Raw genomic sequence first — 12435 nt, forward strand, 5'->3', positions numbered from 1 at the left:
CTCGCTATAGCCCTGATCGTTGTGCAATGCGGCGGAGACCCGGGTTTGTTTTTCAAAACATAAAAATGGTCGGAATTTCTTCCGACCATTCGTGGCTATGAGCGCCTTTTCTGTTTTCCCCCGTTGTCATTCTAAGCGTTAGAAAAGAATCCTCTACACCTGGCTTAGTCGCATGCATAAGATTTCTCACTACGTTTCGAACTTACAGATGGTGTTTACGCTAAATCATCCCATTATCATGCATCATCACATCTGGCGCCGCTTGTTTGATGCTGTAATGATTGGCAATGGTTCCATTTACCACCTTAAAGATATCATACGAAGCAAAACTCTTCCCATCCTCTGCTATAGCTGATTGTGTGACGACGACATCACCCTCTCCTATTATCCGTTTGGCGTTCATACCCGGGCGGGCAGCAACGAATGCCTTACTGGCGTTTACATCCTCAGCATCGTCGGCCACAATCTTGTCTAAAACAAAATCATCGCCTACTTCCTGCACCGCGTCCCAATGTTCGGCAAGCATGCCGTTCTGCAACCTGAACAGGTCTATCACCAGCATGCGCTTACCCATAAACTTGATATCTAAAAGTCCGGCAACCATATCGCCTTCTTCTATAATCATTTTTACTGGTGACTGCGTTTCTGTTGATGGTGGTAAGGTTTTTAAAAACGCAATCATTTCTATCAATGCTGCGCGCCCGTCTTTGCCTGCTGGGCTATGTTGTATATAATCTTCGCGAACTAATAAATAAATCAATGTAGTATCTCGCTTGCCTACTACTTGTTTATAAAATTGAGCTATAATAGCTTTATTGGATAATATATTTTCCATACTGTCCATATGTTTTTAAGGCGATGCCCTGCAAGAGCAGGCTGGCCATTATAATTTAATGTTATGCAATAAAAATGCTGCACCAGGATATGGCGTAGCTAATAACCTGCATTAAACAGGTGTGCCGTAAGCGGCCCTTAAACTGAGTATGTGATGATAGTAATTATGGTTTAAAGATAGCAAAAAACCGATTTTCAAAACGCAATGCCTTGAGTTTTGAAAATCGGTGAAATCAAATTCAATCGGAGAAATTATTATAAATAAACTAGCTTTGTTATCCTTAAAAAACCGATTATCCTGTTATGAATCCAACACCTGAGCGCGGCACCGTACCCAGCCTGATACGTTATTTGGTAAAACATATCCATCCGGATACGCAAACTTTTATGAGCCATAAAGTTGATGAAACCTGGATTAATATTAGTTATCGTGAAGCATTGGAAAAGATCGACGCCATATCAGTCTGGTTTTTGAGCATCGGCATAAAAAAAGGCGACCGACTGGCACTTTTAATGGAAAACGGGCCGGATTATATTTATTACGACCAGGCGCTGCAACAAATTGGCGGCGTAAACACCTCCATATACCCTACGCTTAGCGAAAACGAAATTGAATATATACTAAACGATTCGGGTGCTAAAACCATTTTGGTTGGTAACCCATTCTTGTTTCGCAAGGTTATTAAAATAGCCGATAATTGTCCGGAGCTCATTCGCATTATTGCCTGCGACAAGGTTGATAGACACAAAGAGAAATCAAAATTAAAAGCTGGATTGATAGGATTGGGTGCTTTGATTGAAGAGGGCAGGCGGTTAATTCCAGCATATCGTCAGGCTATTAATATAGCCCGCGAAGCCATTATCCCATCAGATCTATCTTGCTTGATTTACACCTCCGGCACCACAGGTATACCAAAGGGTGTGATGCTTACCCACCATAATTTAGTCGAGAATGTTCGAGTTTCATTGATCCAGATACCGATTATTGAAAAAACTGATACGTTCTTATCTTTCCTGCCGCTCTCGCACGTATTTGAGCGTACGGCAACTTACCATGTTTGCCTGTACTCCGGTGCTAAGATTGCCTTTGCGCAAAGTTTGGAACTGTTAGCCAAAAATATGGGCGAGGTTAGGCCCAACGTTATGAACTGCGTTCCGCGATTGCTGGAGCGCATCCATGACCGCGCCATGAAGAACGGCACCAGCGCCGGCGGAGTCAAATCTAAAATATTCTTGTGGGCGCTTGAGGTTGGTAAAGATTACCGCATAGCTAATGAGGATGATAAAAAATCAGGATTGATTTTGAATGCTAAACATGCGCTTGCAGAAAAACTGGTGTTCAGCAAAATTAAAGAGCGTACCGGTGGTAATTTAAAAATTATGCTATCGGGCGGTGGTGCGCTACCTAAAAATATTGGCGAGTTTTTTGGCGATTTGGGCATAAAAGTATTGGAGGGCTTTGGCCTTACAGAAACATCCCCGGTGATGGCTGTTACCGAAGTTCACCGTCAAATATATGGCACCGTAGGCCGCATTGTGCCGGGTATTGAAGTGGCTATCCAAAATATTGATACTAAAGAAATTTACACAGTGCAAACGCACGAGTCGTTTAAAGAAAGCTTTCAGTCTGAAGAGGGCGAGATCATTACACGCGGGCATGGCGTAATGAAAGGCTACTTAAACAAGCCTGAAGAAACAGCTGCCACTATTGATAAAGACGGCTGGCTTCATACCGGCGACATAGGCAGATTTTTTAAGGGTAACCTGCAAATTACCGACCGCCTTAAAAACATGTTAGTTAATGCCTACGGCAAAAACATATACCCTAACCCGGTGGAGAATACCTACCTTAAAAGCCCTAAAATTGAAGGCGTATTTTTACTTGGCGATAAGCAAGAGTATATAACCGCTTTCATCATCCCGGCAAAAGACGCCTTGCAAGAACAGTTTGGCTTAACAGAAGCCTTTTTTGAAGAAGCTGATCCGTTTATTGATAATAAGGAGATCAAAGACTGGTTAAACGCTGATATTCGCAAACTATCAAATGAGTTAGCCAAGTTTGAGCGCATAAAAAACTTCAAGATCAAACGCAAACCCTTCAGCATGGAAGATGGCGAGATTACCCCAACCATGAAACCAAAACGCAAGATTATTGAAAAGAAATACGCGGACGCGATTGAAGAGTTATACGCGGGGAGCGGTGAAGCGGATTAAATAGTTCCATTGTCATTGCGAGCGTAGCGTGGCAATCGCACGGAGGAAAGTGCAGACCTCTAAGTGTGCGATTGCCACGCTCATTCCTCGCTCGCAATGACACAGCTTATTTTAATCTACAAAAACGCCAACACATCCTTTATACGCTCTACGCTCCTAAACATCCCACTATCAATACTGTGTTCAATTTCCTCATGCGCCCAGGTTATATGGTAGGGTACGTGGATAGCATAGCCGCCAATGTTAAGTACCGGCAGCACATCGCTTTTTAGCGAGTTACCGATCATCAGCAATTCGCTTGGGCGGATGTCGAGGTGTTTGATGAGTTTAAGGTAGTTGGCATCGTCTTTTTCTGACATTACCTCTACGTGGTGAAAGTACCCGTTAAGGTTCGATTTCTTGAGTTTACGCTCCTGATCTAACAGATCGCCTTTGGTGGCAACTACCAGGCGGTACTTGCCTTTTAACTCAGCCAGTACTTCTTCTACCCCATCTAACAATTCAATAGGCTGGTTAAGCATGGCCTTACCCAGGTCCATAATCTCGCCGATGGTTTTAGCGCTGATCATATTATTGGTGGCAACCATCGCGGTTTCAATCATGGACAGTATAAAACCTTTTATGCCATAGCCGTATAAGTTAAGGTTTCCTATTTCGGTTTTAAGCAGCTCACGCTCTAGTTCATGCCGCGGCAGAAATTCGCTTAATAAGGTACAAAACGCTTCTTCAGATGCTCTGAAATAGGGCTCATTTACCCACAGCGTGTCGTCAGCATCAAAAGCGATAACCTTTACGTTCATAACGTAAAGGTATCAAACTTAACTTATAACCAAAAGTTACCAGGGGCTTTCCTGATCCGCAGTTTCAATATCATTACTGTAGAACTTTCCTGTGGGGCCGTCTTGACCGAGGGTAGCATATTTTACTATTATTGCTGCAGCGGCTTCAACCGAGCCCAGTCCATTATGGTGGTTAAAATCCGTTTTTGTGTAACCTGGGTCCACGGCATTTATTTTAAACGCAGTATCTTTCATTTCATACGCCAAATGGACCGTATAAGCGTTCAGGGCAGTTTTAGAAGGACCATAAGCTGCACCCTTAACCTGATAAAACTTCCAGGCCGGATCGCTGTGCAACGTCAATGACCCCAAGCCGGATGTTACATTCACAATTCTGGGCGCGACTGATTTTTTCAGAACATCTATAACACTTTGCGTCACACTTATCGCTCCAAAAAAGTTAGTCTCAAAAACGTCTTTTATTAATGACAATGGTGCTGTGCTTGGAGCTTGTTCCCAAGCGCCTAAAATACCGGCATTATTAATCAAGACGTCCAATTCCTTGATTTGTGTAGCGGCAAGCGCAACAGATTCCGGGTTGCTAACGTCGATTTGCAACAATTGGACATTGTTTAAACCTTCGGCTTTTAATTGCGCTACGGCTTCTTCACCATTTGCCTTGTCGCGGCTGCCCAGGTAAACAAAGTAGCCTTGTTGTAATAGTTGTTTTGCGGTTTCAAGGCCGATACTTTTATTGGCTCCGGTTATTAATACTTTTTTCATGTTAGTTGTTTTTTTAAGTCGATACAAAAGTATCTACCAAAATCACATTGACACTTCACTCCTAAAGGTTTCAATGATACATTTCGCGGATGGTGGTTCTGTAACTAACCGGCGTATCGCCTACTATACGTTTAAAGAAACGGTTAAAGTAAGATGCTTCCTCAAAGCCCAGCCTGAAAGCAATTTCTTTAATAGAGTGATCAGTATGAAATAGCAGGCGCTTTGTTTCTAATATCAGTCGCTCATGGATGTGAACGATAGCGGGTTTTCCGCTTTGCTCTTTCACCACTTCACTTAAATGCCCAGCGGAAAGGTTCAACATGTCTGCATAAGTGGCTACGTCATGCTGTTGCTGATAATTCTCTTCTATTTTTGTAAGGTAACGTTTCAACAAAACGCGGTCAGGGAGAGCGCCTGCTTCATTAAACTGTTCGGTATATAAACGGCTCAGGTATATCATCAATATCCGCAGGTAGCCTATTACCATGCTATGCTGCCAAGTGTTATGCGTTTGATTCTCCTGGTAGATCTTTTCCAGCATATCTTCAATAAACGTTACATCAGCATCGCTCAAATTTAACTCGTGCCCATTGTTTTGATTTTGAATGATGGGCAGCTGGCGCAAAAAACTGTTTTCTTCGAGCGTTAAAAACTCCTCTGTAAAGCCTAAGCTGATTGCTGTTAATGGCGAGGTATCTTCTTTTAGATGTACTTGATGCGGTATGGTAAAGTAGAAAGTATTGGGCTGTAAAGTATAAGGCTTCATATCTATCCAATGCCTGCTGCTGCCCTGTTTAACAAACGCCCAGAAATAATAATCTTTACGGTGCGGCGTCAAAAAATCTTTACGCAGGTAGTTGGTGGCGTTGGCAATTTTATTAATAGCAAATAGTGTACTGCCCGTAACCAGATCAGCGGCCAACGAATATTTGGGAATCACAATTTCGGTATCGATAGCGTACATAATTCAAAGTTAAGCTAAACGTAACAGACAACCGGAAAAAATCCTATTTTTGCACCTTCAATAAAATATCGTTACAAAACATGAGTATTGCATTATCCGAACAGGAAATTATTCGCCGCGAATCACTTAAACAACTGCGCGAACTTGGTATTAACCCCTATCCTGCCGAAGAATATAAGGTTACCAACACGGCACAAGATATCACCGATAATTTCAAGGATAAGCCAGATAGTTACAAAGAAGTAACTATCGCGGGCCGTATCATGACCCGTCGTATTATGGGCAGTGCATCATTTGCTGAAATACAGGACAGCACCGGCCGGATGCAGATTTATCTTAAACGCGATGATATTTGCCCTGACGAAGACAAAACTTTATACAACACCGTATTTAAAAAATTGCTGGATATTGGCGACTACGTAGGCATTAAAGGCTACGTATTTTTTACCCAAACCGGCGAGATATCTATACATGTCCAAGCGCTAACTATCCTTTCAAAATCATTAAAACCATTACCTATAGTTAAACGCGATGAGGAAGGCAATATACACGATGGTTTTACCGACCCCGAGTTACGTTACCGCCAGCGTTATGTTGATTTGACGGTCAATCCGGAGTTTAAACAGATCTTCATCAATCGCTCAAAAGTGATTAGCACCATGCGTAATTATTTTAACGCGCAAGGCTGGATGGAGGTTGAAACCCCTATACTGCAAGCTATACACGGCGGTGCAGCGGCGCGTCCGTTTAACACACATCATAACACTTTGGATATGCCGCTTTACTTGCGCATAGCTAACGAATTGTATCTAAAGCGCCTTATCGTAGCGGGATTTGATGGTGTTTATGAGTTTGGTAAAATGTTCCGTAACGAGGGCATGGACCGCACACACAATCCGGAGTACACTGCTATGGAGATTTACGTAGCCTACAAAGACTATGTTTGGATGATGGCGATGGTTGAGGACTGTCTAGAGACTGTTGCCAAAGCCGTACACGGTGTTACTGAGGTACAGGTTGGTCAGCATAAAATAAACTTTGCCGGCCCGTACGAGAAGTTAACCATGTATGAGTCGATAGAGAAATATACAGGTATTGATGTGTCTGCAATGGACGAAGTGGGCCTGCGCGAAGTATGCGCAGGGTTAAGTATCGAGACTGATGCCAGTATGGGTAAAGGCAAACTGGTTGACGAGATCTTTAGCGCTAAAGTTGAAGCAAACCTAATTCAGCCAACATACATTACCGACTACCCTATCGAGATGACCCCGCTTGCTAAAAAGCACCGTAGTAAAGAAGGTTTGGTAGAGCGTTTTGAACTGTTTGTTAACGGTAAAGAAATTGGTAACGCCTACTCTGAGCTAAACGACCCCATAGACCAGCGCGAACGTTTTGAAGATCAATTAGTATTGGCAGGCCGCGGTGATGACGAGGCAATGGCAATGGATGATGACTTTTTGCGAGCGTTAGAGTATGGCATGCCGCCAACATCAGGCCTGGGCATTGGTATTGATCGTTTGGTAATGCTAATGACCAATCAAACTACGATCCAGGAAGTACTATTCTTCCCGCAAATGCGCGCTGAAAAGAAAGTTAAGGTAGCTACTGCCGATGATTTCATTAAAGTAGGCGTACCTGCCGAGTGGGTCGCCGTATTAAATAAAATGGGCTTTAACACTATTGAAGAACTTAAGGCCGGAAACCCAAACAAAGTGTTTAATGATTTGGGCGGAATACGTAAAAAATTGAAATTGGAAATCACTATGCCTGTAAAAGAAGTGGTGATGGCTTGGTTTGAATAGGTTGATATCTCCAAAACCTAGGGTTAAATTGGTATTAAACTTTTGGACTTAAAAAAACATTTTTAGGTTCAAAAGCTAATACTATTGTTATCCCCATTATCTCTGATCGGGTTTTCCACATCCGTTATTAACAATTCTTTAATATAAAAATAAACTTCTAGAAACTTTGGCATTCAATGTGTTGCGTAAGTTTACAAACACACATTTAATGCTAAAGTTATGACTAATTCCGTATTAGAAATTACAGAAAACGAATACCTGATTAAATTGAACAGATCCAATTTCAACCTGTCGTTTATCAGAAGCTTGTTGCAGATTGTTGAGGTGGCCGACCCAGTAGAAGGTTATCTGGAGACACCTGACAGAAACATCAGCTATAATAAAAGTCACCAGTCTGAGCCTGATTATTTCAGTTCTATTGAAGATAAATAGCCTTTAAAACTTAGTGTTTTAAAGACTATTTATTGATCTCTTAAAATTGTTGGCGATACCCGCCTTTAACTACTTGCTTGTCCATTTGCGCCATTTGCTGTTTCATCATTTTTATCTGATCAGCAAGTAACTTATTTTTATCATCCTTACCGGCTTCCTGTAAATACATAGTGGCTTCGCGCTTGTTGCGTTTAGCCATTGCTATGCCTGCCAGGCTTAATTTGGCAAGAGCTGTATTGTGCGACATATTCATCCCCAAAGAAAGCGCCTTTTTAAAATATTTCTCTGACTTTAGCGGCGCTTTACGCGATTCGATCAAACCTATCAACAAGTTATAATAACCGTGTTGGTTTTTGTGCAGTTGCTTTTCGTAATCAGTAACTTTTAATAACCAAACTTCAGATTTTTCAGTATTCTCTTTACGCAGAAAGTATTGAGCAATGATCATGTTTTCGTTAAAGAAAAACGATAACAGTACTATACCACCTAACAGCAGCACCAATATCCCCCATCCCCAAAAACTAAACACACAAAGTGCAATGGCGGCACCAAAAAAAACGCAGGCTGCAATAAGCCGAACTATATTTGACATAATTTGTTATCGTATAAATTAGAAGTGCAAATATCCGTTTATTTGTACTCTTAACCAACACTTCATAAATATTTATGGCAATTGAGTTAGAAGCCTCATGGCTTAAGGTTTTAAGCAGCGAATTTGATAAAGATTACATGCTTAAACTTAAGCAATTTTTAAAAGATGAAAAGCATGCCGGCAAAACCATATACCCCAAAGGCTCAGATATATTTAACGCATTTACCAAAACTCCTTTTAGTGATGTAAAAGTGGTTATACTGGGGCAAGATCCTTATCACGGCCCTAACCAGGCACATGGGTTATCGTTTTCGGTACAAAAAGGGGTTGATGTACCACCCTCACTTAAAAACATTTACAAAGAACTAGCCACTGACATTCCGGGATTTATCATACCCAGGACAGGCGACTTGACCCACTGGGCTGAACAAGGTGTACTTTTATTAAATGCGACGCTAACTGTACAGGCAGCAAATGCCGGTTCGCATCAGAAAAAGGGATGGGAACAATTTACTGATACGGTGATAAAAACTATATCAGACAAGAAAGAAGGTGTTGTTTTTATTTTGTGGGGTAATTACGCGCAATCAAAAGCGGTATTGATAGATGACACCAAACATCTGATTATCAAATCAACGCACCCATCGCCGCTTGCGGTAAGCCGCGGCGGATTTTTCGGTTCAAAGCCTTTCTCTAAAACAAATGCTTACCTGGAGCAACGAGGCGATAAAGGGATTGATTGGTCTATTATAGATTAATTATTGAAGATTAAAGATTAGTAAGTCGGCTCTTAACCACTAATCTTTAATCTTCGCCGAGGGTACTAATACTCCAACGGAACTATTGGCTCTTTTTTACTGGTAGACATGATCATCATGGTTTGAAAAGTTTTAACCACGCTGATGCGGCTAATCTTTTCCATGATCAATTGCTCGTACGATTTGATGTCACGTACATAAACTTTCAGCAAAAAGTCGCACTGGCCGGTTACGTGGTGGCACTCAGTCACTTCTTTAATTTGCTGTATCTCGCTAATAAAGGTATGTATCGTATCTTTTTGATGAAAATCCAGCGATATCTGTATAAAAGTTTTAATCCCCAGTCCCAACTTCTCCTCGTCAACTAACGCGTGGTAGCTTTTAATGTATGCGGCATTTTCAAGCTTGCGTACACGCTCTAATGTGGGTGCCGGCGACAGGCCAATTTCGGTAGAAAGCTGAAGGTTCGTTATCCTTCCGTTTTCTTGTAACGTCTTGAGTATCTGAAGGTCTATCCTATCTAATTCTGCTGCCATAATTAATTTATAAAATTCATACAAATTACAAAATTATATTCTTCATAATCAAGTATGGGAAAATATTATTTTTAAGATCATATATTAGACAAGTCTAAAAACTTTAATTAGATTTGTTTAAGTAAAGTAATAGGACAATTATAAAAGCACGAAGAGTGCGCAGTGTGCCAAAACCAAATGAAGACCTTCAGCGTTTATGAGTGTAAGGATTGAAAGATATATTTGATTACGACCGTTCCATGATATCACAGGTTGACTTAACCACATACATACGCCGCAAAGTGGCTAAAAAGACACTGATCGCTATATGAGCAAAAAACATACAGAATCATTAGGCGATATACACAGTTCGGTAAGCACTGAAAATAAAACCGGCTGGAAAAAGATCCTGGCGTTTATAGGCCCTGCCTACCTGGTAAGCGTTGGTTATATGGACCCCGGCAACTGGGCTACTGACATTGCCGGCGGCAGCGCTTTTGGGTACAAACTAATTTGGGTACTACTGGCGTCAAACCTTATAGCCCTGCTGCTACAATCATTAAGCGCCCGTTTAGGCATTGTACGTGGGCTTGACCTCGCCCAGGCATCAAGAATAACCTATCCGCCATTTGTAAACTTTTGGCTATATATATTAGCGCAAATAGCTATTATAGCCTGCGATTTGGCGGAGATTATTGGGATGGCCATAGGCTTAAACCTATTATTCGGCCTTCCGTTAATATGGGGCGTTTCATTAACCATAACCGATACGCTGCTGATGCTCTTTTTAATGAACAAGGGCATGCGCAAGCTTGAAGCCTTTATTGTTTCGATGATATTTATTGTGGGCCTCTCGTTTTTGGTAGAGATGTTTATTGTACAGCCGGATATAAAGGAGGTTGCTTTGGGCTTTATCCCAAGTAATTTAACAGGTAATGCCTTATATATTGCCATAGGTATTATCGGTGCAACGGTAATGCCGCATAACTTGTATTTACACTCATCATTGGTACAAACACGGCAAATAACACGTACGGATGCCGGGATCAAAACGGCTATCAAATTCAATATGTTTGATACCGTTATAGCGCTTAACCTGGCGTTTTTGGTTAATGCGGCTATTTTGATATTAGCTGCCAGTGCCTTCTTTAAAAATGGATACTTCCAAATAGCCGAAATCCAGGATGCTTACCGTTTGCTTGAAAACATATTTGGCAAAACAGCGCCGGTGCTCTTTGCAGTTGCTTTGATAGCTGCAGGGCAAAGCTCTACCATAACAGGCACATTAGCCGGTCAAATAGTAATGGAGGGCCATATTAACCTGCGCATTGAGCCTTGGTTGCGCCGTTTGCTTACACGGGCACTAGCTATTGTTCCCGCTGTATTTACCATCCTGCATTTTGGTGATGAGGGCTTAGGTGACCTGATTATTCTAAGCCAGGTGGTACTGAGCTTGCAGTTGGGTTTCGCAGTTATACCTTTAATTCACTTTACGTCTGATAAAAAGAAGATGGGCAACTTTGCCATTGGGACCCTTGTAAAAATTGGCGCCTGGGCAAGTGCGTTGATTATTGTAGGCCTAAATGCAAAGCTGGTGTACGAACAGGTAAACAGTTGGATACAGGCAGCACCGCAAAGCGCCTTTTGGGTATACGTGGTAGTTTTACCCATAGTTGGCGGCATAGTATTGTTATTGCTGTATATTACGCTCAGGCCATGGTTATTTAAACATAAAGACCAGCCTATATATATCCCACATGGCATAGCCAGCCAATTAGGCGATCTGGGCGCGATAGAATATCATCACATTGGCGTTAGTATTGATTTTTCAAAGAACGACACTAACTCCTTACGCCATGCCATAATGCAGGGAGGGAAAAAGGCCACCTACTCACTTATCCACGTGGTTGAAACGGCCGGCGCACGTTATTATGGTGGCGAAGTGCTTGACCACGAAACACAAAGCGACGTAGATAATCTTGATCAGTATATAAGTGCGCTAATAAAACTTGGCTATAAAGCCGAAGCAAAGATTGGCTACGGTATAGCTGCTATTGCAATAGCCGACATCGTAAACAAAGAAAAAATAGACTTCATCGTGATGGGTTCGCACGGCCACAAGGCATTTAAAGATCTGATATTTGGCACCACGGTAAATAAGGTTAGGCATATGGTGAATGTGCCTGTGTTGGTAGTGAAACCATTTGGCAAGTGATTAGTTAATTAGTGATTGCGATTAGTCATGATGGCTAATAACTGATTAACCAATAACCAATCACTTTACTTACTTTTGTAGCCCCATGAGCGACGATAGAATATATATAAAGAATAAAAAAGCATACTTTGAATATACCATCCTGGATAAATATGTGGCCGGGGTGAAACTGCTGGGTACAGAAATTAAGTCGATACGCGCTAATAAGGCGAACATTAACGATGCCTTTTGCACTTTCATAGGCGGGCAACTTTATATCCGCAACCTTCACATTGCCGAATATACCTTCGGCTCGTTTTACAACCACGAAGCCAAACGCGACCGTGTGCTGCTTCTGAATAAAAATGAGCTTAAAAAATTACTCACCCGCGGCGAAGAAAAGGGATTAACCATTGTACCGCTGGCAATTTTTATTAGCGAGCGCGGATTTGCCAAGATCGAAATAGCACTGGCGCAAGGTAAAAAGACCTTCGATAAACGCGAAACGCTGAAAGAGCGCGATACTAAAGTGGAAATGGATAGAGCGATGAAAAGATAGTTGATGTCG

Annotated in this window: 12 protein-coding genes; 6 read left to right on the forward strand and 6 right to left on the reverse strand. The window is 41.8% G+C overall.

The features are described 5' to 3' along the window. Positions 1–220: 220 nt before the first annotated feature. Positions 221–835, reverse strand: a complete 615-nt coding sequence (locus ACFSYC_RS17760; RefSeq protein WP_377130192.1) for a nuclear transport factor 2 family protein — start codon at positions 833–835, stop codon at positions 221–223. A gap of 302 nt (positions 836–1137) precedes the next feature. Here ACFSYC_RS17760 and ACFSYC_RS17765 point away from each other — a divergent pair, with 302 nt between their 5' ends. After that, positions 1138–3048: an AMP-dependent synthetase/ligase gene (locus tag ACFSYC_RS17765; protein ID WP_377130193.1), complete on the forward strand. Its 1911-nt coding sequence runs from the start codon at positions 1138–1140 to the stop codon at positions 3046–3048. Positions 3049–3164: 116 nt separating this feature from the next. On the opposite strand, the gene ACFSYC_RS17770 is transcribed toward ACFSYC_RS17765, so the two are convergent. From ACFSYC_RS17770 to ACFSYC_RS17780, 3 genes are all read right to left on the reverse strand, one after another. Then, positions 3165–3848: an HAD family hydrolase gene (locus ACFSYC_RS17770; protein ID WP_377130194.1), complete on the reverse strand. Its 684-nt coding sequence runs from the start codon at positions 3846–3848 to the stop codon at positions 3165–3167. A 36-nt stretch (positions 3849–3884) separates the two neighbouring features. Continuing rightward, positions 3885–4610 carry an SDR family oxidoreductase gene (locus ACFSYC_RS17775; protein ID WP_377130195.1) on the reverse strand — a complete coding sequence of 242 codons (726 nt, stop codon included), beginning with the start codon at positions 4608–4610 and terminating at the stop codon, positions 3885–3887. 70 nt (positions 4611–4680) lie between these two features. After that, on the reverse strand, positions 4681–5574 hold the full coding sequence (locus ACFSYC_RS17780) for a helix-turn-helix domain-containing protein (RefSeq protein ID WP_377130196.1): 894 nt from the start codon (positions 5572–5574) through the stop codon (positions 4681–4683). Positions 5575–5654: 80 nt separating this feature from the next. Between ACFSYC_RS17780 and lysS the strand changes: the two genes are divergently transcribed. Together lysS and ACFSYC_RS17790 are read left to right on the forward strand one after the other, a co-directional pair. Beyond that, positions 5655–7376: a lysine--tRNA ligase gene (lysS, locus tag ACFSYC_RS17785; protein WP_377130197.1), complete on the forward strand. Its 1722-nt coding sequence runs from the start codon at positions 5655–5657 to the stop codon at positions 7374–7376. Between the two features lie 219 nt (positions 7377–7595). Further along, on the forward strand, positions 7596–7808 hold the full coding sequence (locus tag ACFSYC_RS17790) for a hypothetical protein (protein ID WP_377130198.1): 213 nt from the start codon (positions 7596–7598) through the stop codon (positions 7806–7808). Between the two features lie 40 nt (positions 7809–7848). Here the strand turns inward: ACFSYC_RS17790 and ACFSYC_RS17795 are convergent, their stop codons facing one another. Beyond that, positions 7849–8400: a DUF2892 domain-containing protein gene (locus tag ACFSYC_RS17795; protein ID WP_377130199.1), complete on the reverse strand. Its 552-nt coding sequence runs from the start codon at positions 8398–8400 to the stop codon at positions 7849–7851. Between the two features lie 74 nt (positions 8401–8474). Between ACFSYC_RS17795 and ung the strand changes: the two genes are divergently transcribed. After that, positions 8475–9158 carry a uracil-DNA glycosylase gene (gene ung / locus ACFSYC_RS17800; RefSeq protein ID WP_377130200.1) on the forward strand — a complete coding sequence of 228 codons (684 nt, stop codon included), beginning with the start codon at positions 8475–8477 and terminating at the stop codon, positions 9156–9158. Between the two features lie 65 nt (positions 9159–9223). Here the strand turns inward: ung and ACFSYC_RS17805 are convergent, their stop codons facing one another. After that, the gene (locus ACFSYC_RS17805) at positions 9224–9694 is read right to left on the reverse strand and encodes an Lrp/AsnC family transcriptional regulator (protein WP_377130201.1); all 471 of its coding nucleotides are present in this window, start codon (positions 9692–9694) and stop codon (positions 9224–9226) included. 307 nt (positions 9695–10001) lie between these two features. On the opposite strand from ACFSYC_RS17805, the gene ACFSYC_RS17810 reads away from it, so the two are divergent. Then, a complete protein-coding gene (locus ACFSYC_RS17810; protein ID WP_377130202.1) occupies positions 10002–11888 on the forward strand; it encodes an Nramp family divalent metal transporter in 1887 nt (628 codons plus the stop codon). An 85-nt stretch (positions 11889–11973) separates the two neighbouring features. Then, on the forward strand, positions 11974–12426 hold the full coding sequence (smpB, locus tag ACFSYC_RS17815; RefSeq protein WP_377130203.1) for an SsrA-binding protein SmpB: 453 nt from the start codon (positions 11974–11976) through the stop codon (positions 12424–12426). Positions 12427–12435: the final 9 nt, after the last annotated feature.

This window comes from Mucilaginibacter antarcticus (assembly GCF_042686155.1).
In the GTDB taxonomy this organism is placed as follows: domain Bacteria; phylum Bacteroidota; class Bacteroidia; order Sphingobacteriales; family Sphingobacteriaceae; genus Mucilaginibacter; species Mucilaginibacter antarcticus.

Coding starts and splice junctions, on each gene's coding strand:
- ACFSYC_RS17760 (WP_377130192.1), bottom strand. CDS start 835: ATGGAAAATATATTATCCAATAAAGCTATTATAGCTCAATTTTATAAA.
- ACFSYC_RS17765 (WP_377130193.1), top strand. CDS start 1,138: ATGAATCCAACACCTGAGCGCGGCACCGTACCCAGCCTGATACGTTAT.
- ACFSYC_RS17770 (WP_377130194.1), bottom strand. CDS start 3,848: ATGAACGTAAAGGTTATCGCTTTTGATGCTGACGACACGCTGTGGGTA.
- ACFSYC_RS17775 (WP_377130195.1), bottom strand. CDS start 4,610: ATGAAAAAAGTATTAATAACCGGAGCCAATAAAAGTATCGGCCTTGAA.
- ACFSYC_RS17780 (WP_377130196.1), bottom strand. CDS start 5,574: ATGTACGCTATCGATACCGAAATTGTGATTCCCAAATATTCGTTGGCC.
- lysS (WP_377130197.1), top strand. CDS start 5,655: ATGAGTATTGCATTATCCGAACAGGAAATTATTCGCCGCGAATCACTT.
- ACFSYC_RS17790 (WP_377130198.1), top strand. CDS start 7,596: ATGACTAATTCCGTATTAGAAATTACAGAAAACGAATACCTGATTAAA.
- ACFSYC_RS17795 (WP_377130199.1), bottom strand. CDS start 8,400: ATGTCAAATATAGTTCGGCTTATTGCAGCCTGCGTTTTTTTTGGTGCC.
- ung (WP_377130200.1), top strand. CDS start 8,475: ATGGCAATTGAGTTAGAAGCCTCATGGCTTAAGGTTTTAAGCAGCGAA.
- ACFSYC_RS17805 (WP_377130201.1), bottom strand. CDS start 9,694: ATGGCAGCAGAATTAGATAGGATAGACCTTCAGATACTCAAGACGTTA.
- ACFSYC_RS17810 (WP_377130202.1), top strand. CDS start 10,002: ATGAGCAAAAAACATACAGAATCATTAGGCGATATACACAGTTCGGTA.
- smpB (WP_377130203.1), top strand. CDS start 11,974: ATGAGCGACGATAGAATATATATAAAGAATAAAAAAGCATACTTTGAA.